Below are 21,150 nucleotides of genomic sequence, written 5' to 3' on the forward strand. Positions count from 1 at the left end.
CCCAACTTCACTTCGGCTTGAGCTCGGTGAGCACCAGAAGGTACTCGGGCGGGTTGTTCGGCGACAGCTTCGCGTACGGGTTCTCCTTGCTGGGGAACCCGGTGAAGCGGCGGGTGTTGTACTCGCCCCACGACGGCCCAGGGAACAGCGGGATCGAGGGCGCCGTCTCCGAGAAGATCTCCTGGAGCTGCTCGATGATCCTCTTCTGCTCCGCCGGATCGGTCGCGGCCTCGAACGACTCGAAGAGGCTGTCGGCCTGCTTGGCGCCGAAGCGGTGCCAGTTGCGCGCCGACGTCTCGCCGACCGGCTTCGCGGTCGCGGTGCCGACGAGATCTCGGTAGAAGTTGTATGGGGTCGGCTCCTCGTTCGACCAGCCCATCGACAGATCGAACGTACCCTTCTGGAGCGCCTCGAAGAACGCGCTGAAGTCGTACGTCTTCAGCGTCGCCTCGACGCCGATCTGCTTCACCTGCTGCGTGACGATCTGCGCCGCGCGCACCCAGTCGGACCAGCCCGTGACGACGTTGATGTCGAAGCGCAGCGGCTTCCCGTCCTTCACGCGGATGCCGTCGGCCCCCTTGGCATAACCCGCCTCGTCGAGGATCTGGTTCGCCTTGGCCACGTTGAACTTGACCCAGTCGCCCGCCTCGACCGTCTTCTGGCTGCGCCAGCGCTCGTGCGCGTCGCTCAGCGCCGTCGCGTCCGCCGGCCGCGTGTAGTTGTTCATCGCGACCTTGACGATCTGCTCGCGGTCGAGCGACATGCTGATCGCCTTGCGCACCCTCACGTCGTCGAGGGGCTTCTTCGTCGTGTTCGTGTAGACGAACACGGTGCTGCCGACGAGCGGGAACCAGTAGTGGTGATTCGTCGGGTCCTTGCCGACGTAGACCTTCTCGATCTCGGGGACGAAGTTGCCGGCCCAGTCGACCTCGCCGTTCAAGAGCGCCAGGTTCGCCTGGTCGTTGCCCGGGTACGCCGGGAAGCGAAGCCCCTTGATCGCGGGCTTGCCCTGCTGCCAGTAGTTCGGGTTACGTCCGAGCTCGTAGATCTGGTTCTGGAAGGTCTTCACCTCGGTGAACGGCCCTGTCGCGACAGGGTTCTCGTTCGTGTACGTGACCGGATCCGCCACGTCCTTCCACTTGTGCTCGGGTACGATCGGCTGGTGCCCGAGGAACACGAGCCCGGGGACGTACGGCCGCGTGAGCGTGAACTCGACCGTGGAGTCGCTCTTGGCCTCGACCGAGGTCAGCCACTTCCAGACGCCTTGCAGGTCGAGGGCGACGTGCTTCTTCAGGAGCCCGAAGGTGAACGCCACGTCCTTCGCCGTGAACGGCTGGCCGTCGGACCACTTGACGCCGGGCCGCGTCGTGACGGTGAGCGTCTTGTTCCCGTTACCCCACTCGTACTTCGACGCGAGCCAGGGGGTGAACTCGCCCTTCATCGTGTTGTAAACGAGGAGCGGCTCGTAGATACCAGCGACGGTTGGCCAGCGAACGTTGCCTGGTGCGAGGAGAGGATTGAAGTTCCGCACCCATGATGCTTGCTGCTCGATCGAGACGGTCAGGAACGTGTCGGCGGCCGGCGAGGGCTTGCCCGGCCCCGGCGCGTTGCTCGCGCCGCCCGTGGACTCCTTGGTCGGTTCGGTCTTCCTACACCCCCCTGTAACAGCGACCGAAAGCAGCAACGTCGACAACACGAAGGTCCGACGCGGCAACAACCAGTTCCTCATGAGAATGCTCCTCGCGGGGCCCTCGTGGTTACGGCCGAGCGCCCACCGTCCCTCTCCCACTCAATCGATCTCCCTGGAAGCCGACACGCGGCAGCGCGGCTCGCCGGAATTCGACACCGCGACGCAGTGCGCCATACCAGCATCCAGACGTCGGCACTGTAGCCGTCTTCGCACAGCAGTGTCAACGGGGATCCGAGGTCGCTACCAAGTTCTCGCGCCGCTCATTCAAGCGCGTCTGTCAGGCGCGTTGGCGGGCACGTTCTCAGGCGCGTTTTCAGGGGAGATGTCGTGGTGCGTCATGGCTCGCAGCAGCAACTCCGTCTCACGGTGCTCAAGGTGCTCAGGGTGTCATCACGCGTCATAAGGAATGATGGCTTAAGCGCTGGCACTGTTATTTTCTTTGGCCACAGCAAGCAAGTAAGCGAGTCGCTGACGCGTCGTTTCGGGCACCTCAGGTGCGCCGGGGTTCACCGCGTCCGGGGCAGGTCTATACAGACGTCCGCGGACGATTACAAGACCAGAAATTTCCAATTTTGCGCCGGTTGGCGGGTGGGCACGCTCGCAGGCGAGGCACGGACTGCCGCTGGGCGGGTGGAGAAGGACGCTCGTGTCCGCGGAGGGCGCGGCGCGGGCGAGGCGTGGGGTGCGCCCAGCAGCGTAGTGCGGGCGTCGTTTCGACGCCTGACGGGCTGTTCGCCGCCGTCGTGGACCGTGAGTCCCACGTATCGGGAAAGGCTCCATTGGATGTCCTTTGGGTTTCGCGCGTACGCTGACGCGCACGGGCGCGCCTCACGGGAGCGGGGGAGCGGACTTCAGCACGCGGAGCTCGCTGCCGAAGAGCTCGTCTGCCGCGCTGTTGCCGAGGAACGTGCTCTCCTTACCCGGCTTCACCAGAGGCGCGGCCGAGCCCTGTACGACCAGCCCGAAGCGGTTGTCCGAGGCGTGAACCCGGGAGAGGCTGCCCGCGCTCTGGTCGTACAGGATGCCGGCCCGCGCACAGCCTTCCGCCCGCACCTCGTCCAGGGTGACGACGGAGCCGGCGAGCGCGAGGACGCCGTCGGCGACGAGATCGTCGCGCCGCCCGCCCTTTCCTGCGCGGGGGTCGCCCGTCACCCCGTCCACGATCGTCTGCGAGATCTCCGCGTGGGAGGCGAACAGGGCCACGCCGGCCGTCCGGCTCGCGCGGACGACGGACGAGGCCAGGCGGAGCTCGTACCCCGCCGCGGCGACGCCGATGCCCGCGCTCTCGTCGTCTGCTTCGCCGCCCGAGGTGCCGTCGATGAGATTGCCGGTGATCTCGACCTTGCTGCCGCGGATCTCCGTGCCGGCGAAGACGCCGATGGAGCGGTTGCCGCTCACGACGTTGCCGGCGAGCACAGCGGTGGCGCCCCGGTAAATGACGATCCCCTGCCCCACCGGCGCACGGCGATCCGGCGCGACATGGCCCTCGACGAGGTTGGCTGTCACGGTCGCCTCGGAGCCGTCGTACCCCACGAGCAGACCCGTGCCCTCATTGCCGCGAATGGCGCTCGACGCGAGCGCCAGGCGGCCCTCCGTCACGATCAGCCCGGCGCCATCCCCCCAGCCCCCTTCGGCGATCGTGCCTTCGATGAGGTCGCCGCCGGCGATCAGCTCGGCGGAGGAGTCGCCTACGTGAACCCCGGTGCCGCGGTTCCGGACGACCGCGCTGTCGTCGAGGCGCATCGCCGCGCCGCGGACGACGGCGACGCCGAATCCGCCCAGCAACAGGCCGTTCGGGGCCGCCACCGTGCCCTGGACCAGGCTCCGCGTCATCGTCGCTTCGGTGCCCTCGCCGAGGACGACGACGCCGGCCTCCACGTTGCCGACGACCACGCTCGAGTCGATCGCGACGCGCGATCCTCTCGCTGCATAGACGCCGAAGCCGTAAGCCGGCTCGAAATTCCCGGGGATCGTCCCTTCGACCAGCACGCCGGAGAGGGTCGCGGATGCGCTGGACACCGCAAGGATCCCCGATAGCTGGTTTCCTACGACAGCCGTGCTCTCGATCGACGCCTCGGCGCCGTCCTTCACGACGATCCCCTGGCCGTCCGGGGAGTGCTCCGACGACAGGGTCCCCTCGACGAGGCTGCCCACAACGGCCACCTTCGCGCCCGCCTGGACCGCCGCCACGCCCGCGGCGCGGTTGCGCGTCACCGCGCACTCCGTCACGAGGAGCGCGCCGCCGGCGTCCGCGGAAGCGCCGATGCCCGTGCCTTCGTCGCCGAAGCGCGTCCCCTCGATCCAGCTCTGCGCTACCGAGAGCCGGGCGCCGTCGCCCGACAGGGCGCCAACATGCATGGCGTCCTTGATGTGAACGCGCTCGAGCGCCACGGCGCTCGCGCCGGTCACCACGACGCCGGCGCCGTCCCCGCCGATCTCGACGCCATGGAGCTTCACCTCCCCTGCGTCGACGACGGCCACGATCGCGGAAGGACGCGCGGTCGCGCTCACCCCGCGGATCCGCACGCGGGAGGCGCACCGGCCGGCGATCTCCAGCGGCTTCGTGATGACGACCGGCTCGTCGTAGGTGCCGTCCGCGAGCGCGATCGTCCCGCCGTCTGCGACGAGCCCGAGCGCCGCCTCGATCGTCGTGACGGGCCTCGCCTCGGATCCGTCGCCGTCCGCGCCGGAGTAGCTCGGATCCACATAGATGTTCCCGGGCGTACGAGGGATGTTCCCCCACGGCCTGCGCCCACAGCCGGCGGGACCGTCGACCGGCAGGCACCCCGCTTCCGGCGTCGCGAACGTGCCAGTCGGACACCTCGCCAGGGCCGGCCTGCAGAGCCCGTCGTCGCCCACGAGCTCCGGAGCACAGCGCGGGATACCGGCGGGAACACAGCCCTCATCGAACTTCGGGATCGTCCCTGGAGGGCATTTCGCCATCGATGGATGGCAGAGACCATCGTCCTCCACGAACAGCTCGGCGCACCCCTGGATGCCCACCGGCATGCACGCTCCCGCAGGGCCGAGGACGCGCCCGGGCGCGCAGCGCGGCGCGACGCCCCCGCCTTCGAGCGCGGCGTCAGAGCTGCGCGAGGCGTCGCTGCACGCCGCGGCGAGCGGCAAAAGGACCACGATGCAAGCGGCCAGGCAAAGTGAACCCGCGCACGTCGCGCAGAAGCGCATGCAATCCCCTCCTTGGAAAGCGCTGCCTCGCGCCTCGCGAGCTCACGCTCCTCGGGCGAACGGCCCCCCAGAGCTCCCGCAGCAGCGCGAAGACCGCGCGTAGCCTCCATGAACAGGCGCCTCGAGCGCCCGATATCGTCGATGAGCCCGCGCCAGGATGACGAGGACGGCGCCTGTGCGCCTGAGCGCGCCGCGCAGCCCCCTTCAGCGTAATGAATCCTACAACGGGAGACAGGCTCCTGCCAGGCAGAGGAGTCGTGATCGCGCCGAATTTCCCTGCAGCGCCGCGGACGGCCGCCCCGCGATGCAGCGGGAGCGGCCGTCCGCGGCTCGAGGACGGCGGCCCCGCCGTCGTTCCGGAGGACGTGGCGACGCGCGGCGCAGCGCAGAGCGCAGCACAGGCGCGCGACAGCGACGAGGTTGCCGCAGGAGGACCGTCGCGCTGGGCTCTTGTCGGCCGAAGTGGGCTGCGCAGGGCGTGACCAGATGGCCGCAAGGCATGAGAACATCGCCGCCGACGAGCGCAGATGTCGAGTCTCTGCAGCCCCTGATTGCAGGGATCGACCAGGTCTTCGGAAATGCGGCTTGCCGAGCGCGATAAAGCCGCAAGTCGGGCCGCCCTCCCCCGTCTCATGCCGTCCCGCCGCGCGCGGCGCGCGGCGGGCGCCCCGCGCTGCGCGTCGACATTTGCCTTTCTCCAGCGCTCGAGAGCCTCCCACATCGGCGCTGCACGGCGACGGCGGCGCGCGCCGGCGCGGCGGCTCCTCGGCGCGATGAAACGGGGCAGAACGCTCACCCGGCGCGGATTCAGACAATGCACTTTCGCCGTCGCCGACGCGGCACGCTCTGCACACGCGCAGTCAGGCACGCAGCCTGCTCTCTACGCCGCTCAACATGCCGGCGCGGGCCCGAGGGCCGTAGCAGGGCATGGAAGGAGGACGGATGGTTCGCTCAATCGATATGAAGATGGCGCACGCGGCGATGCTCTTTTCTGTGTTGATGACCGGGTGCGCAGTCGACGCGGCGGCTCCGAAAGAGGCCGGCTTGGACCAGGCTGATGTCGACGTGGCGTCGAGCGAGCAGGCGTTGGAGGACGAAGCGGAGGACGAGACGCGGGGCGGCCTGGTGGGCGCGCCCGTGGTCCCGGGCAAGACCGATATCGGCCAGGCCCCCATCAAGGGCGGCGGCCCGCTCCAGGGCCCCGGCGGCTTTGGACAGGGCCCCATCAAGGGCGGCGGCCCGCTCCAGGGCCCCATCAAGGGCGGCGGCCCGCTCCAGGGCCCCGGCGACATCGGACAGGGCCCCATCAAGGGCGGCGGCCCGCTCCAGGGCCCCGGCGACATCGGACAGGGCCCCATCAAGGGTGGCGGCCCGCTCCAGGGCCCCGGCGGCGTTGGACAGGGCCCCATCAAGGGCGGCGGCCCGCTCGTCCCCGGCTTCGGCGGCCCGTTCCAGGGCCCCGGCGGGCCCATCACCCAGGGCCCCGGCGACATCAGCAAGGGCGGCCCGCTCCAGGGCCCCGGCCCGCTCCAGGGCCCCGGCGCCCAGGTCGGGCAGGTGCCCGGCGGCCCGGTCGGGCAGATGGGCGGGATCCCCGGCCTCGGCGGCCCCTCGCCGTACGGCGGCTTCGGGTGGCCTCTCGGCATGGGCGGCTATCCGTACGGCGGCTTCGGCTTCCCCGGCGGCGTCGGCGTTCCCGGCAGCTTCGGCCTTCCCGGCGGCGTCGGCTTTCCCGGCGGCTTCGGCGGCGGGTGCTGCGGCGGTGGCGCTGGAGGTCTCTTTCCCTGACGTCGCGCGCTTGACGCGGCGGCCCTGCTGCCGCCGCGAGCAGCGGTGAACCGACACGAGGGTCCGCCCGAACCTGCGGGGAGAGCCGCATCGGCTCCCCGCGAGGCGGGCGGCCCGTCCGTCGACCGGCCTCGCGAGAGAGCGCGCCCGCCCACGCGCTGCGCCGGCCGCACGGCTGCCGACGGACGGTCGACGCGGCGCTCGGGGGAGCGAGGGGCCCGCGAAACGTTGGACCCCCGCCGTGCGGTCGAGGCAGCATACGGTGATGGAAGACGCCCCCCTCCTAGAGCGCGAGCCAGAGACCAACATCTTCGGCGAATCCATGGCGGTGTTTCACACCGCCGCGGATCTCATCGGCCTGGCTCCCCGCATCAGGCTGGAGCTCGAGCAACCCGACTACGAGCACATCTTCTACATCACCACGCAGCTCCAGGACCGCCTCATCCCCTTCCGCGGAGAGGCCGCCGCGGCGCACGAGCGGCTCCCTGCGTCGGTGATCCCGAACCGCGCCGCGATCACCCCGCTCTTCAACGGCAAGCTCATCCTCCGCCCCGAGGCGCTCCGGAGCGGCTCGATTCACGTGCAGGACGGCGCGATCCGCCTCGGCGACCAGGGGCTTTACCGCATCCAGCCCGGCGCGTTCGTGCGCTTCAAGGCCTATCGGGTCCAGCACAACCAGGCGCGGGGGCCTTACAAGGGCGGGCTGCGCTTCCACAAGGCCGTGTCGCTCGACCTGTTCAACGCGCTCGCCGCCGAGATGACCTGGAAGACGGCCATCGCGGATGTCCCGTTCGGCGGCGCCAAGGGGGGTATCCGCATGGATCCGCGCGAGCACAGCAAGGAGGAGCTCGAGGCGATATCGCTCCGGTACATGTACCGGCTGAAGCAGCTCGTCGGGCCCAACGTCGACATTCCCGCGCCCGACGTGGGCACGAACGCCGAGGTGATGGCGTGGCTCCTGCGCCAGTACAGCGACGGCGAGCGCGAGCGGCACAATTACCGCGGCGTCGTCACGGGCAAGGACGTGCGCATCGGCGGCTCCGAGGGGCGCGTCAAGGCGACCGGGCAGGGCCTCGCGTACTGCATCGAGGAGTGGTACGCGCAGCGCGGCGCCTCGCTCGCGGGGACGCGCTTCATCGTGCAGGGCTTCGGCAACGTCGGCTCCGCCGCCGCCGAGATCCTGTGCCGGATGGGCGCGCGGTGCGTCGCCGTGCAGGACGCCGACGGCGCGATCTACGACCCGAACGGCATCGACGTCGGCGCGCTGATGACCCACGTCAACGAGAACCCGCAGAACCTCCGGCGATCGGTCGCCGGCTACACCGGCGCCCAGGCGATCGCGCGGGACGATTTCTGGAGCGTCGACGCGGACATCTGCATCCCGGCCGCGCTCGGCGACGCCATCACCGGCGAGGTGGCCGAGCGGCTCAAGGCGAAGCTCGTGGCCGAAGGCGCGAACCGCCCGACCACCACCGAGGGCGACAAGGTGCTCGCGGAGCGCGGCATCAGCGTCATCCCCGACATCATCGGCAACGCGGGCGGCGTGACCGTCTCCTATTACGAGTGGATCCAGAACAAGCGCATGGAGCACTGGACCGAGGGTGAGGTGAACGCGCGGCTGGAGCGAGCCATCAAGAGCAACTACCGCCTGATCTGCGACATCGCGGAGGACCGGCCGCGCCGCACGGAAGATCACGACTCGACCAGGCTCGTCCTGGGAAAGCGCCTGCCGATGCGGCTCGCCGCGATGGTGCTCGCGCTCAAGCGCATCGAGGCGCACTACATGCTGGAGGGGTTCTCTCAATAGGACGACGCCCGCGGCGCGCGTCCAGGGCTAGCGAGCGACGCCGTACCCGAGCTTCTTGATGCCGTAGACCTTGATCTTGTGCTGGAGCGTTCGCAGCGGCAGCTCCAGGCGGCGCGCCGCCTCCGTCTGGTTCCAGTCGGAGGCGCGCAGCGCCTCGAGCAGGAGATCGGCCTCGATCTGCTCCAGGCGCGTCTTGAGGCCGACCGTGGGGGCCGACGGCTGCGCCGGCTCGGCTCCCTGCGCGGGCAAGGGCTCGGATGGACGCGAGGGCAGCGGCTCGGACGCGCGCTGGGACAGCGCCGGCGCGACGCCTGGATCGGACGAGCGCGAGACGTCGAGGGCGCGAGCGGGCGTGGGCGGCGAGCTCGGAGAGGCCACCGCGAGGCGGATGCGCTCCGGGAGATCGCGCGCCATGATCGCGTCGCCCTCCGCGATCACCACCGCCCGCTCGATCGCGTTGCGCAGCTCGCGCACGTTGCCGGGCCACGAGTAGCTCTTCAGGACGGCGAGCGCCTCGGGCGCGAGCGACTGGACCTTGCTGATGTCCGCCGTGTTCGCCTGCGCCAGGAAGCCGGCCGCGAGCGTCGCGATGTCGTCGCGGCGCGCGCGGAGCGGCGGGATGTTCAGCGTCATCGCGTTCAGCCGGTAGAGCAGATCGAGCCGGAACGTGCCCGCGTCGCACATCGCGTCGAGGTCGCGGTGCGTCGCCGCGATCACGCGCACGTCGACCTCGATCTCCTTTGTCGCGCCGACGCGCGTCACCCGCTTCGTCTCGAGCACGCGCAGGAGCGCGGCCTGGGCCGCCGCGGGCAGCTCGCCGATCTCGTCGAGAAGGACGGTGCCGCCGGCGGCGGCCTCGAAGACGCCCTTGTGCTGCTGGCTCGCCCCGGTGAAGGCGCCGCGCTCGTGGCCGAAGAGGGTGCTCTCGACGAGCAGCGCCGGGATCGCCCCGCAGTTCACGCAGATGAGCGGCTCGCCGCGGCGCGGGCTGCGGTCGTGGATGAACCTCGCGAGCACCTCCTTGCCCGTCCCGGTCTCGCCGCGCAGGAGCACGGGGATCGAGGAGCGGGCCGCCCGCAGCGCCACCTCGACGAGCGATCGCATGATCGGGCTCTTCGTCGCGAGGAGGTGGCCATCGGCCTCCCACTGGCTCTCCGGCGGTGCGCCCGGCGGGCCCGCTTCCTCGGGCGGCCGGGCGCCGTCGACCTTCGGCGCGACGTAGAACAGCGCGCCCTCCGGGGGGGCCAGGCGCACGGGCTCGGCAGGGCTCGCGCTCCGCGACGCCTCGTGGCTGACCTCGATGAGCTTGTCGATGGAGGTCGCGGCGTCGGGGGACACGGCGACCCCTGACACGAGCACGGGCTCGCCCTCCCGGCGCGCGACGATCGCCCGCGCGAGCTCCTCCGCGAGCTCGGGGGTGACCTCGGGGAGCAGGATCTCGAGGGCGTCGGCGCTGTAGAAGGCGACGCGATCGACGGGCCTCAGCGCCTCGCGCACGCGGAGGCCCCAGTGGCGGAGGTGGCTGGCCTGCGCGCCGAGCGAGCGGACCACGACCAGCGCGAACTTGCGGCCGAAGAACCTGGACCGCACGATCTCGGCCTGGAGGGCGACGCGGAGCGCGTCGGAGCTCTCCAGGCCGAACGGGGGCAGCTCGCCGCCGGAGAGCACATGGACCGACGCGACGATGCCGCCGAGCAGCACCTCGTCCCCGGCCTTGACCACGCCGCTCTCGACCCGCTGCCCCGAGATCCGCGTCCCGTTGCGCGAGCCGAGGTCCTCGACCACGACCTCGCCGCCCACGAGCGTGAAGCGCGCGTGCCTCCGCGAGATGCTCCTGTCCCGGATCACCACGTCGGCCGGGGCCTCCCTGCCGACGACGACGCCGACGCCGGGGCTCATCGGAGCCATCTCGACGCCGTCATGATGATAGACGAGCAGGAGCACACGCCGCTTCTCCGAGCGCGCGCCCTGGAGGAGCTCCCCTGTCTTGATGGACAGCGGCGCGGTCGTCGCCATGGGACCGGTCCTGTAGCCGCTCACACTGCCCAACTACGCCTCATTCCTCCCAACGGCAACCGGGAAGCAGCGGCGCCCCCGGTCTTCGACGGAAGCGCGCGAGGGGCGCGAGGGCGGCGCTCACCGCGTGCCCGCGCCGCCCTCGCACGCTTCCGTCGAAGACCGGGGGCGCTGGGCGGGGCGGCCGCATGCTAAGGAGGTCGTATGCTCCGTCTCAACGCCGAATGGACACAGGTGCTCCGCCGGTACAAGGAAGACCACCAGGATCCACGCAACCAGGCGTGTCACCAGGTGGGCATTCCGCTGATCGTCGCGAGCATTCCCGTGGGCGCGACCGTCATCGGCCTCCCGCTCGCGGCCGCGATGTTCACGACAGGCTGGGGCTTCCAGTTCGCGGGCCACTTCTTCGAGGGGAAGAAGCCATCGTTCGTCGACGACAAGCGGAGCTTGATCATCGGCGTGCTCTGGTGTCTCGAGAAGTACGGCCTGCGCGTCTTCGAGGAGACGCCCGCCCCCTGACGCGCCTTGCCAGGGCGCTCCCGGACGCCGCCCACGCTCACCGCTGCGACGCGGACAGATCGGCCTCGTGGATCAGAAAAGCCTGGAACATGGTTTTTTCCGCCACTGTGCTGCATTGCGCAAAGCTTTCTTGACGTGATGCACGCACGGTCGTACCTGTGTCGTGGGGCGAGGACTGTTCTTTTCGGATCACCGGCGGGTGCCGCGCCCGCCGGCACATCGGCGTCCGTCCGGCGCCAGCTTCTGTCCCGACGCTCTCCGAGCGTCGTGACCGGCCCGCTGCCGCAGGCGATGAGATCGACGAGGAGACGGGGGATGGGGGTTGCGCACACCATGAGGGGGAAAGTCGCGGTGATCACGGGGGGCACCTCGGGGATCGGGCTCGCGACGGCATCCGCGCTGGCGCAGCAGGGCGCCCGGGTGACCGTGCTCTGTCGCCGGACAGGCTCCGACGGCGCGAAGAAGCTCGCGGCGCTCAAGGTGCTCGGCGAGGTCCACCTCATCGAGTGTGACCTCGGCCGGCTCGCGTCGGTGCGCGCGGCGGCAAGGCAGGTGGCCGACCGGTGCGAGGTCGTTCACCTGCTCGTGAACAACGCGGGTGTGTTCCTGCGCGAACGCGCGGAGTCGGCCGACGGCCTCGAGATGACGTTCCAGGTGAACTACCTGTCGCATTTCCTGCTGTCGAACCTGCTGCTCGATCGGCTCAAGGCCGCGCGCGACGCGCGCGTGGTCAACATGGTCGCGCCGGTGGACAGCATCCGCCTCGACTTCGACGATCTCATGTCGAAGCGCTCCTATTCGTTCCTCTCCGCCTCCGCGCGGTCGAAGCTCGCGCTCGTGCTCGCGGCGCGCCGCCTCTCGGAGAGGCTCTCGGGCACGGGAGCGCGGGTGCTCTGCTACTACCCCGGCCTCGTGCGTTCAGGGCTCTTCGAGGGGACATCGCGCGTCCTCAAGGCGCTGATCGACGTCGTGGGCGCGACCCCGGCGCAGGCGGCCGCGAACCTCCTCGCCATCCTCGCCGACGCGGCGCCCGCCGCGAGCCCCGCCTTCTTCGAGCGGACCAGGGCGAGGCCCCTCAAGGGAATGGCGACGGACGCAGACGCGGCCGCGCGGCTCTGGGAGATGAGCTCGAGGCTCGTCGGCTTCACCTGAGCGGACGAGCCCCACCCCCCGGCTCACCGAGGTCCCCGCTTCTTGAGCTCCGCTGCCAGCGACGCCTGCACGCGCTCGACCTCCCGGCCGATGGCCCGCACCGCCTCCGTTGCGCTCTCGAGCGTCCCCGCGCGCGCCTCCCGATCGAGCCGCGCGCAGAGCTCCTTCAGGCTGAAGGCCGCGAGCGCGTCGGCGCTCTCGTAGAGCGCCCAGGCGAGCCGCTCGAGCTCGCCGAGCGCGCCGCGCGCCGCGGCCTCGCGCATCGAGGCCACCCGCGTCGGGGCCTCCGTGAGGAAGAGCTCGATCACCTCGGTGACCACGTCGGGCTCGACAGCGCGCAGCCCGCCGCGCGGCCGCGAGGAAGCGGCGGGCTGGCCGCGCGCCGACGTCGACGGGGACGAGGGCGAAGGCGAGGGCGTGACCAGGGTCGGCGGGGCGAGCTCCACGCTCGGCGGCTCGCCGTCGTGGTGCGCGGCCTCGTACGCGCCGGATCGCGACGCCGCGCCGCGGGTCCGCGGCCCGCGGTCGACGTCGTCCTGCCTCGGCGGCCTCGAGAGCGTCATCCCTCGCGGCGATCTCGGCGCGTGTGCGCGCGCCCCGGCGGACACGTGCTCCGGCGCCAGCCCTGCGAGCAGTCGCAGGCTCGAGTGCAGCTGCGCGCGCCGGATCGGCTTGATGAGCACGGAGTCGACCTCGGCGCGACTGGGCGCCTCCCTGCCGGGGTAGGTCATGAGGCCGACGCGCGCGGGCGCGATCGAGGGATCCGCCTTGATGCGCTGGAGCAGCATCAGGCCATCGAGATCGGCCAGCTCGAGGTCGATCAGCACCATGTCATAGGCCGCGCCGGCGCCCGCCGCCTCGCGCAGCGCGGCCAGGGCGGCGGCGCCGCTGCCCGAGGTGCGGCAAGCGAGGCCGAGCTCCTCGATCAGCTTGCGCGTCACCTGGCGAACCGAGCCGCTGTCGTCGACCACGAGCACCCGCTTCCCGGGCAGGTCGATGCGCGGGATGAGCGCGCGCTCCGCGCCGCGCGCGCGCCGCTCGAACGGCAGCGCGAACGAGATCCCCTGGCGCCGCGCGTCGAGGTCCGGGGGCGCGCAGAGCTCGCCGCCCATCGCGGCCATCAGGCGCTTCGCGACGGCGATGCCGTACGCCGCGCCGAGGTCCCGCTCGGGTGCGGGCCGCGATGCCCCGCCCGGCGCGCCCGCTGCCCCCGGCGCCGCCGCGCCTTCCGCGCGCCCTGCCCCACCGGTGACGCGCACGTCGAAGCGCACCCGCGCGCGCGCTCGCTCGGGCGTGCCGTCGAGCCTGCCCGACGCCTCGTCGTTGCGGTCCGCGTCCAGCGCGGCGCGCACCAGCACCTCCCCTCGGGGAGCCGCGCCGATCGCGGAAGCGCCGACGTTCAGCAGGATCTGCCGCAGCCGCGCGGCGTCGCCGCGCACCGCCCCTGGCACGTCCGGCTCGACGTCGAGCACGAGCTCAGTCCCATCGTCGTGCGCGCGCTCGCCGAGCAGCTCCGCCGCGTCCTCGATGGCCCGGCGCAGATCGAAGTCGGCGTGATCGACGTGAAGCCCGCGGCCGTCCGGCTGGCCGAGCGCGATGAGATCGTCGACCATCGAGAGCACCGCGTCGCCGCTGTGACGGATGCGTCGCGCCCAGGCGCGCTGCTCCGGGTCGAGATCGCTGTCGATCAAGAGGCCGCTGAAGCCGACGATCCCGCCGAGCAGCGCCCGGATCTCGTGCCGCATCTGCGCGACCGCGCTCGCCTCTCCGCCCTCGTCGACGGGCGTCCACGGCCGCGCCGCCGGCTCCTGCGGCGTGAGCGCGCGCTCCGCGGATTCGCTGCTCCTCGTGCCGGAGCCGCTCTCTGGACCGCTCCGGCGCTGCTCCTTGCCTGCCATCGACGCCCCGCCACGCGGCTGTCGCCCGCCCAACGCGAGCCCCACGACGCCGGAGCGTCAAGTGTACTGCTTACATCGCCCCGGAGAAAAGTTCGCCGTGCGCGCCGGGACGACCGCTCCACGCCATGGACGCCACGTCAGCGTCCGCCGGCGCCCGCGCCCTGCGGCACGGCGACGGCGCTCGGCGCGGTCTCAACCGGTTCACCTGGTTCACGCGCGCCACGCGCCTCGCCGAGCGCCGTCACGACGACGCGCTCGCGATCGACCGCCGCTTCTGCCGAGAGCACGCTGACGGCGGAGGGGTCCTCGGACGACGCGAGCGCGCGCCGGCTGTGCCCAAACAGGCGCAGGAGCAGCTCCGGCGGGGCGAAATCCAGGTCGCTCTCGTGGACGAAGAGCCGGCCGAGGTGCTCGGCGTAGGCGCCGGCGAGCACCCGGAATGGAATCCTGTCGAAGGCGAGCGCGCGCCGTCGGCTCGCGGCCGCCGACGCGAGCAGCGCCGCGAAGAGGGTCGTGTAGATGGCGCGCAGCCTGACCCGCATCGAGGGCGGGCTCCGCTTCAGGGCCTCGCGCAAGAAGTGGACGTTGAGCGGGACGTGGAACGACTCGTCTCGCGTCAAGATGGTGAGCATCTGGCGCACCGCCGGGTACCGGGCTTCCCGCAGCGCGAGCCGGTAGGTCGTCGAGCCGATCGTCTCGAACATGAGGTTCGTGAGCACGATCGTCTCCACCCGCTTCGCGCGCCCGTACAGGCGATAGAAGGTGCCGGTGACGCGACCCATGGGCCGGACCTCTCCGCCGATGTGCGCGAGGAAGCGCGTCAGCAGCTCGCGGTGCCACCCCTCCTCGTCGCCGTAGAGACGCAGGCACTCGCCGAGCTCGGGGTCCCAGCCGCTCACCTCGTCGGCCAGGGCGTGCGCCTGCGTGAGGCCCGACTCCTCGGCGCGGAACGCGGCGTTGAAGAAGGCGATCGCCGCCTGCCGCTCTCCCTCGTTCTCCCACGGGATCGGCCGGGAGAGGTCGAGCTCTTCCTCGTACATCCGCTCCGCGCGACGGCGCAGCATGCTGAGCCACCACGACGTGGGGCGCTGGACGGGAGGCTTGCGGGAGATCGGCTGGGGCGCTGCAAAAAGCATCGGGCAAGGAGCCCGTCGTTACCCGTCGGTAACGGATGAGGAGCCGCCTCCTCGATCGCACGCGACGGGACGGGACGGGCGGCACAATAGCTCAGTTGTTCGACGCGGCGCACCCGGGAGCGCAGCGCGCGCCGAGGGCGGAGGGCTGCTCGGGGCGACGGATCTCGGCGCGCTCGCTAGACCGAAGGCCCCGGCGCGCGGCGCCGGGCGGACGACCCGGGGGGCATGTCCACCGGCGGCCACGCGCAACGCCGCGCAACGCCGCGCAACACCGCGCAACACCGCGCAACGCCCACACGGCAGAGCGCGACGTGCGTTCGTCGCGGTGGCGCCCTTTGTACGCCTCCCCGGGTGCGATACCATAGTCGACCCACTGTGTTCTTCGAGCAGCTCGAGCTCCCCCTCGGAGGGCTCTATCCCCAGACCGAGCCCACGCGCATCCCACGGACCCGGCGCGTCTTCGTCAACCGCAACCTCAAGCTGGCGGGGATCGACTGGGTCGGCTTCGACATGGATTACACCCTGGCGATCTACAACCAGACCGAGATGGACAACCTCTCGATCCAGGGGACCGTCACGAAGCTCGCCGCGCGAGGCTACCCCGAGGAGCTCCTGCGGCGCCTCCGCTACCCGATCCACTTCCCGATCCGCGGCCTGCTGATCGACAAGCGCTTCGGCCACGTGCTCAAGATGGACCGGTTCAAGGTGGTCCAGCGCGGGTACCACGGCCTCCGGGAGCTCACGAAGGACGAGCTCCGGTCGCTCTACCAGCACCGCAAGATCCGGCCGAACACCGCCCGCTACCACTGGATCGACACGCTCTACGCGCTGAGCGAGGCGACGCTCTACGCCGGCATCGTCGACGCCCTCGAGGAGCGCGGCGTCCCGCTCGACTACGCGCGGCTGTTCACCGACATCCGCGAGTGCATCGACGAGGCGCACCGGGACGGAACCATCCTCGATGTCGTCCTGTCCGACCTGCCGCGCTTCGTCCAGCGCGACCCGAACCTGGCGCAGACGCTCCACAAGTTCCGGTCGGCGGGGAAGAAGCTCTTCCTGCTCACGAACTCGCGCTGGCCGTTCACCGAGAAGATGATGACGTACCTGCTCGGGGACGCGATGCCCGAATACCCGAGCTTCCGGCACTACTTCGACGTCATCGTGGTCGCCGCGCAGAAGCCGGCGTTCTTCCAGGAGCGCCGACCGCTCCTCATGCGCGACGGCGCCGAGCCCCGCCCCGCCACGGCGCCGCTCGAGCGCGGCGCCATCTACGAGGGCGGCAACCTCCACGACTTCGAGAAGTTCCTGAACATCTCCGGCGATCGGGTCCTGTACGTCGGCGATCACATCTACGGCGACATCCTCCGCTCCAAGAAGGAGAGCGCGTGGCGCACGGCGATGATCATCCAGGAGATGGAGGCCGAGGTCGCCGCCCACGAGTCGTGCCGCCGCGAGCACATGGAGAGCGCCCTCCTCGAGGGGCGCCGCGAGGAGCTCGAGGACCAGCTGCGCTTCTACCAGCAACGCTACAAGGACCTCACCCGCAAGATCGAAGAGGAGCAGCAGAAGAAGAACGGCGCGACAAACGGGGGCGGAGCTCCGCTGCTCGCGGAGGCGAGCGGAGATCACCTCCAGATCGACTACGCGACGTCGTTCTACGAGGCGGAGCGGGGCCGCACCAAGCGCGCCGTCGAGCGCATCCGCGGCCAGCTCCGGGCCGTCGATGTGGAGGTCGGCAAGCTGGAGCGCGAGATCGCCCGCCGCTTCCACCCCTACTGGGGCTCGCTGCTCAAGGAGGCGAACGAGACGTCCAGCTTCGGCGATCAGGTCGAGGAGTACGCCTGCATCTACACGTCCCGGGTCTCGAACCTGCTCGCCTACTCGCCGCTGCAGTACTTCCGGAGCCCGCGCGACCTGATGCCGCACGAGCTCTGATCGCCGAGGCTTCCGCGCCGGTGCGCGGGCGCCGCATGAGGAGATCACCATGTGCATCGCCCGCCTCCGCCCGCTGTTCCTCGCGCTCGTCGCCCCCGCCGTCTTGCTCGCCGGCTCCGCGGGCTGCGGCAAGCGGGCCTGCTTTCACTGGACCGAGCTCGAAGGGGCGTGCCCGTCGAGCGACGAGGCGCGCGTGTTCTTCGAGAACCCTGGCTGCCTGAGCGCCGTCGAGTCCATCGACAGCCAGGGGGATTTCGACGGCGAGCTCTGCTGCTACGACGTCACCACGGTCGACACCGGCGACGAGGTGTGCACGTCGGCGCCGAACCCCGTGCCCAGCGGCGCAGGCGGCGCACGCCCCGTGCCCAAGTAGCGGGCGACGCAACGCGCGGCCTGCGTGCGCGCCGCCGCCGCGTCACTTGCAGCAGCGGAAGCCGGTCGAGTAGTCGTGGTACCCGGTCGAGTGCGCGGTGGTCTTGTATTCGCAGCCGTCGCCGTGCTGGGAGCTGTCGAGGTAGTAGCCGCCGCGGAAGGTCCCGCGCGGCGCGCTCGTCCACTCGTGCAGGTTGCCGACCATGTCGTGGACGCCGAAGCTGCTCTTGCAGCGGCGGAACGCGCCGGTGGACGCCAGCGTGCCCGGGAGCTGGTTCAAGCGGGTGTCGTTCATGTTGGCCCACGTGAACGCCGATTGCGGGGCCTCGCCCCCCTGGCCGAAGTAGCGGTTGAACGACGAGACGCCGCTGTCGTTGCAGGCGCCGCGCTCCCGCTCGCGCCCGTACGGGAACACCGTGGCGCGCTTGCCCTTGCACGCGGTGACCCACTCGTCGTCCGTGCAGAGCCGCTTGCCGGCGTTCTGGCAGGCCGCCTCGGCCTGATCCCGGCTGATGTACGCCTGCGGCTTCACGCCGCGCCGGCTCACCGCCTTCACCTTCAGCTTGCCGACCGGCTCGAACGGCGAGTGCCGACGCTTCCCGCCGCCCGCGAGCAGCTCGACCGTGCTCGCCTCGAAGCGATCGACGCAGAACGTCCCACGCACCGAGGCCATTCCCGCGGGGCACCGCGCGCGCGCCCCGGTCTTCGCCGCCGCCGTCCGGGGGCTCGGCAGCCCGAGGACCGCGAGGCCGAGCGCGGCGACGCCCGCGGCGAAGACCGGCGAGCGCGCGAGCGACAGGACAGGCCGGCGCGCGAGGGGGTGAAGCAGGAGAGGCGGTCGCATCGCGGAGAGGCCCAGGCCCTGGGCGAGCTTGTCGCCATACCCGATCCCCGGCGCGGCGGGCAAATGCCGCGGCTGGCAGGCCCGGGCGCGCGCGCCGCTGGACAGCGCGCGGCGGCAGGCCCGGACGCGCGCGCCGCTGGACGGCGCGCGGCGGCTGGCACGCGCGTGCGCCGCTGGACGCCAGGGCGATTTCGGTCACGCTGGCGCTCCCATGGCAGCCACCACACCGCCCGCCGCGGACGCCACGGCGGCAGGCTCGCGCGGCGACTTCCCCGCGTCCGCCGGGTCGCCCGGCGATCTTCCCACGGCCCTGCTCCGGAGCTCCCCCGCCGACTTCGTCGTCGAGGAGCTCCCCGCCTACGCGCCGAGCGGCCGCGGCGAGCACGTGTTCGTGACCTTCCGCAAGACGGGGCGCACCACGCCCGACGCGGTGCGGGCCATCGCGCTCGCGCTCGGGGCCGACCCGGGCAGCGCCGGCTTCGCCGGCATGAAGGACCGGCACGCGATCACCACGCAGACGGCATCGATCCAGCTCCCGCTCGCGCGGGATCCAGCGCCCCTGCTCGAGAAGGCCGAGCTGCCCGGGATCGAGATCCTCGCGGTCGCCCGCCACGAGCACAAGCTCAAGCCGGGGCACCTCCTCGGCAACCGGTTCCGGATCGCGCTCCGGGGCATCGCCCCCGCGGCGCTCCCGCTCGCCGAGCGCCGCCTCGCCGAGATCGGCCGCGCCGGCGTGCCCAACGCGTTCGGCCCCCAGCGGTTCGGGCGGAACGGCGACAACCCCGAGCGCGCGCTCGCCTGGATCACGGGCCGGGAGCGCGGGCCCCGCGACAAGCGCGAGCAACGGCTGCTCTTCTCGGCGCTCCAGTCGCTCTGGTTCAACGAGGTGCTCGCGCGCCGCGAGGCGGACGGCACCTGGAGCGCCGTGCTCCCCGGCGATCTCGCCAAGAAGCGCGACAGCGGCGGGCTGTTCCTCGTGCCGCTCGAGGGCCCGGAGCTCGCGGACGCCGAGGCGCGCGCCGCGGCGCTCGCGATCTCGGCGACGGGCCCGATGTTCGGCCGGAAGATGCGCTGGCCCGAGGGCGCGCCCGGCGCGCTGGAGCGCGAGGTGCTCACGGCGGCGATCGGCGACCCGCGCAAGCTCGACGCGTTCGCCCACGCCGGAGAAGGCACGCGGCGCCCGCTGCGCCTCGAGGTGGACGGCCTGGAGGTCTCCGCGGCGGGGGCGCCCGCCGCGGAGACGGGGGTGAGCGCCGCCACCGCAGAGGGTACGGACGATCCGGACACACGGCACGGAATCGTCGTCTCGTTTGTGCTACCGAAGGGCGGCTACGCGACCACCGTCCTTGGGCGAGTCTTCCGGCTCGTCGACGCCTCCGCCCCCCGGCCCTCGATCGCCAGGCCGGGGACGGCGGGCGCCCCTCCTCCGGAGGAGGACGAAATCGAGGAAGGGCAGCCCGGCGCCGATCCGTAGGTCCTCTTCGAAGCGCGGCTCCCCCCTACCCCACCCATCGGAAAGGCACCAAGGAACAAGATGAACCTCGTCGAGTGGCTGCAGCGCATCATGGTCGGATTCGGGGCTGCCTGGGTCATGTGGTTGATGATCGGCCTCAGCGTGGTCTCGGTCGCCATCATCCTGGAGCGCGCCTGGTTCTTCTGGTCGCTCCGCGACGATCTCACCGTGCTCGCGCGGGATCTCAGGGCGTCCCTCGACGACTCGATCGAGGCGGCTCGACGGCGGATGGAGGCCTCGCCCTCGGCCGAGGCCGCGGTGGTCTCGGCTGGCCTCGCGGTGGCGCACCAGGGGCCCGAGGCGGCCGACGAGGCGATGGCCGGCGCCGCGGCGCTCCAGCGCATGAAGCTGGAGCGGCGCCTCGCCTACCTCGGCACGCTCGGCAACAACGCGCCGTTCATCGGGCTGTTCGGCACCGTCATCGGCGTCGTCGGCGCCTTCGACGCGCTCGGCCAGGCGGCGAAGACGCCGGTCGCGCAGGCCACGTCGCAGGCCATGGCGCCGCAGGCGGTCATGTCGAGCATCGCCGAGGCGCTCGTCGCGACCGCGGTCGGCCTCGCGGTCGCCATCCCGGCGGTCGCCGCGAACAACTTCTTCCAGCGCATGATCAAGTCGACGCTCGCCAACACCGAGGCGCTGACGCGCGTCCTGCTCGCGCACCTCAAGATCGATCCGGCGTTCTCCAGCCCGGCGCCCGCCGCCGCCGTCGAGCAGCCGCGCGGCAAGGCCGCGAGGGCGCCTCGCCAAGAGGAGAACAAGAAGGGCGGCGCGGGCGAGGAGGATCGCTGATGGCCGCCACGAGCCGCAACGACGATGACGAGATGATCAGCGGCATCAACGTCACGCCGCTCGTCGACATCACCCTCGTCCTCCTCATCATCTTCATGGTGACGGCGAAGATCATCGTCTCGCAGTCGCTCCCCCTCGACCTGCCGAAGGCGGCGCAGGGGCAGGAGGTGCAGCTCATCTTCGGGCTCGAGCTGCACGCGAACGGCGACACGCTCGCCGACGGCAAGAAGCTCGCGAGCGAGGACGCCATCCTGCCGATCGCGCGCGAGGCGCAGGCGAAGAACCCGGAGCTGCGCGCCGTGATCCGCGCCGACACGACGGTCCCGCACGGGCGGGTGATCCGCGCGCTCGATCTGCTGAAGCAGGCGGGCGTCTCCAAGATCGCGTTCGGCGTGACGCCCATCGCGCCTGAGCCCGGCGCGGCCGCGGGTCCCGCGCCGGGTGCCCCTGCCGCGCCTCCCCCGGCCGCCCCCGCGCCGGCAACCCCGAGCCCCGCGCCTTGAGC

15 protein-coding genes are annotated in these 21,150 nt (G+C 71.5%); 9 read left to right on the forward strand and 6 right to left on the reverse strand.

Annotated elements, in window-relative coordinates; genetic code table 11:
• Positions 1 to 7: 7 nt before the first annotated feature.
• Both WME90_RS22160 and WME90_RS22165 read right to left on the reverse strand, forming a co-directional pair.
• On the reverse strand, positions 8 to 1,729 hold the full coding sequence (locus tag WME90_RS22160; RefSeq protein WP_437283163.1) for an ABC transporter substrate-binding protein: 1,722 nt from the start codon (positions 1,727 to 1,729) through the stop codon (positions 8 to 10).
• Positions 1,730 to 2,518: 789 nt separating this feature from the next.
• Positions 2,519 to 4,876, reverse strand: coding sequence for a right-handed parallel beta-helix repeat-containing protein (locus WME90_RS22165; RefSeq protein WP_437283164.1), 2,358 nt, complete (start codon positions 4,874 to 4,876; stop codon positions 2,519 to 2,521).
• Between the two features lie 1,044 nt (positions 4,877 to 5,920).
• Here WME90_RS22165 and WME90_RS22170 point away from each other — a divergent pair.
• Positions 5,921 to 6,664 (forward strand): hypothetical protein, encoded by a 744-nt coding sequence (locus WME90_RS22170; protein ID WP_437283165.1) that lies wholly within the window; start codon positions 5,921 to 5,923, stop codon positions 6,662 to 6,664.
• Positions 6,665 to 6,929: 265 nt separating this feature from the next.
• A complete protein-coding gene (locus tag WME90_RS22175; RefSeq protein WP_437283166.1) occupies positions 6,930 to 8,471 on the forward strand; it encodes a Glu/Leu/Phe/Val family dehydrogenase in 1,542 nt (513 codons plus the stop codon).
• 27 nt (positions 8,472 to 8,498) lie between these two features.
• Here WME90_RS22175 and WME90_RS22180 read toward each other — a convergent pair whose 3' ends face one another.
• Positions 8,499 to 10,487 (reverse strand): sigma 54-interacting transcriptional regulator, encoded by a 1,989-nt coding sequence (locus tag WME90_RS22180; RefSeq protein WP_437283167.1) that lies wholly within the window; start codon positions 10,485 to 10,487, stop codon positions 8,499 to 8,501.
• Between the two features lie 204 nt (positions 10,488 to 10,691).
• Here WME90_RS22180 and WME90_RS22185 point away from each other — a divergent pair, with 204 nt between their 5' ends.
• Positions 10,692 to 11,006 carry an Mpo1-like protein gene (locus tag WME90_RS22185; protein ID WP_437283168.1) on the forward strand — a complete coding sequence of 105 codons (315 nt, stop codon included), beginning with the start codon at positions 10,692 to 10,694 and terminating at the stop codon, positions 11,004 to 11,006.
• A gap of 333 nt (positions 11,007 to 11,339) precedes the next feature.
• On the forward strand, positions 11,340 to 12,158 hold the full coding sequence (locus WME90_RS22190; RefSeq protein ID WP_437283169.1) for an SDR family NAD(P)-dependent oxidoreductase: 819 nt from the start codon (positions 11,340 to 11,342) through the stop codon (positions 12,156 to 12,158).
• A 23-nt stretch (positions 12,159 to 12,181) separates the two neighbouring features.
• On the opposite strand, the gene WME90_RS22195 is transcribed toward WME90_RS22190, so the two are convergent.
• Complete coding sequence (locus WME90_RS22195) at positions 12,182 to 14,056, reverse strand: ATP-binding response regulator (RefSeq protein WP_437283170.1); 1,875 nt, start codon at positions 14,054 to 14,056, stop codon at positions 12,182 to 12,184.
• Between the two features lie 137 nt (positions 14,057 to 14,193).
• Positions 14,194 to 15,120 carry a ferritin-like domain-containing protein gene (locus tag WME90_RS22200; RefSeq protein WP_437283171.1) on the reverse strand — a complete coding sequence of 309 codons (927 nt, stop codon included), beginning with the start codon at positions 15,118 to 15,120 and terminating at the stop codon, positions 14,194 to 14,196.
• A gap of 447 nt (positions 15,121 to 15,567) precedes the next feature.
• Here WME90_RS22200 and WME90_RS22205 point away from each other — a divergent pair, with 447 nt between their 5' ends.
• Together WME90_RS22205 and WME90_RS22210 are read left to right on the forward strand one after the other, a co-directional pair.
• On the forward strand, positions 15,568 to 17,127 hold the full coding sequence (locus WME90_RS22205; protein WP_437283172.1) for an HAD-IG family 5'-nucleotidase: 1,560 nt from the start codon (positions 15,568 to 15,570) through the stop codon (positions 17,125 to 17,127).
• Positions 17,128 to 17,176: 49 nt separating this feature from the next.
• Positions 17,177 to 17,500, forward strand: a complete 324-nt coding sequence (locus WME90_RS22210) for a hypothetical protein (RefSeq protein ID WP_437283173.1) — start codon at positions 17,177 to 17,179, stop codon at positions 17,498 to 17,500.
• A 42-nt stretch (positions 17,501 to 17,542) separates the two neighbouring features.
• Here the strand turns inward: WME90_RS22210 and WME90_RS22215 are convergent, their stop codons facing one another.
• On the reverse strand, positions 17,543 to 18,406 hold the full coding sequence (locus WME90_RS22215; protein ID WP_437283174.1) for an SUMF1/EgtB/PvdO family nonheme iron enzyme: 864 nt from the start codon (positions 18,404 to 18,406) through the stop codon (positions 17,543 to 17,545).
• Positions 18,407 to 18,554: 148 nt separating this feature from the next.
• On the opposite strand from WME90_RS22215, the gene truD reads away from it, so the two are divergent.
• From truD to WME90_RS22230, 3 genes are read left to right on the forward strand one after another with little or no spacing between them, the layout of a single operon-like run.
• Positions 18,555 to 19,817 (forward strand): tRNA pseudouridine(13) synthase TruD, encoded by a 1,263-nt coding sequence (truD, locus tag WME90_RS22220; RefSeq protein WP_437283175.1) that lies wholly within the window; start codon positions 18,555 to 18,557, stop codon positions 19,815 to 19,817.
• Positions 19,818 to 19,877: 60 nt separating this feature from the next.
• Positions 19,878 to 20,645, forward strand: coding sequence for a MotA/TolQ/ExbB proton channel family protein (locus tag WME90_RS22225; protein ID WP_437283176.1), 768 nt, complete (start codon positions 19,878 to 19,880; stop codon positions 20,643 to 20,645).
• On the forward strand, positions 20,645 to 21,148 hold the full coding sequence (locus WME90_RS22230) for an ExbD/TolR family protein (protein WP_437283177.1): 504 nt from the start codon (positions 20,645 to 20,647) through the stop codon (positions 21,146 to 21,148). Before WME90_RS22225 ends, WME90_RS22230 begins: the two co-directional genes overlap by 1 nt.
• Positions 21,149 to 21,150 lie beyond the last annotated feature (2 nt).

The sequence above is a fragment of the Sorangium sp. So ce375 genome (assembly GCF_051473855.1).
Lineage (GTDB): Bacteria > Myxococcota_A > Polyangia > Polyangiales > Polyangiaceae > Sorangium.

What these genes read in the sequence shown, in the direction of transcription:
- truD (WP_437283175.1), top strand. Translation starts at nt 18,555, where the DNA reads ATGGCAGCCACCACACCGCCCGCCGCGGACGCCACGGCGGCAGGCTCG.
- WME90_RS22175 (WP_437283166.1), top strand. Translation starts at nt 6,930, where the DNA reads ATGGAAGACGCCCCCCTCCTAGAGCGCGAGCCAGAGACCAACATCTTC.
- WME90_RS22180 (WP_437283167.1), bottom strand. Translation starts at nt 10,487, where the DNA reads ATGGCGACGACCGCGCCGCTGTCCATCAAGACAGGGGAGCTCCTCCAG.
- WME90_RS22210 (WP_437283173.1), top strand. Translation starts at nt 17,177, where the DNA reads ATGTGCATCGCCCGCCTCCGCCCGCTGTTCCTCGCGCTCGTCGCCCCC.
- WME90_RS22225 (WP_437283176.1), top strand. Translation starts at nt 19,878, where the DNA reads ATGAACCTCGTCGAGTGGCTGCAGCGCATCATGGTCGGATTCGGGGCT.
- WME90_RS22230 (WP_437283177.1), top strand. Translation starts at nt 20,645, where the DNA reads ATGGCCGCCACGAGCCGCAACGACGATGACGAGATGATCAGCGGCATC.
- WME90_RS22195 (WP_437283170.1), bottom strand. Translation starts at nt 14,056, where the DNA reads ATGGCAGGCAAGGAGCAGCGCCGGAGCGGTCCAGAGAGCGGCTCCGGC.
- WME90_RS22185 (WP_437283168.1), top strand. Translation starts at nt 10,692, where the DNA reads ATGCTCCGTCTCAACGCCGAATGGACACAGGTGCTCCGCCGGTACAAG.
- WME90_RS22200 (WP_437283171.1), bottom strand. Translation starts at nt 15,120, where the DNA reads ATGCTGCGCCGTCGCGCGGAGCGGATGTACGAGGAAGAGCTCGACCTC.
- WME90_RS22165 (WP_437283164.1), bottom strand. Translation starts at nt 4,876, where the DNA reads ATGCGCTTCTGCGCGACGTGCGCGGGTTCACTTTGCCTGGCCGCTTGC.
- WME90_RS22160 (WP_437283163.1), bottom strand. Translation starts at nt 1,729, where the DNA reads ATGAGGAACTGGTTGTTGCCGCGTCGGACCTTCGTGTTGTCGACGTTG.
- WME90_RS22190 (WP_437283169.1), top strand. Translation starts at nt 11,340, where the DNA reads ATGAGGGGGAAAGTCGCGGTGATCACGGGGGGCACCTCGGGGATCGGG.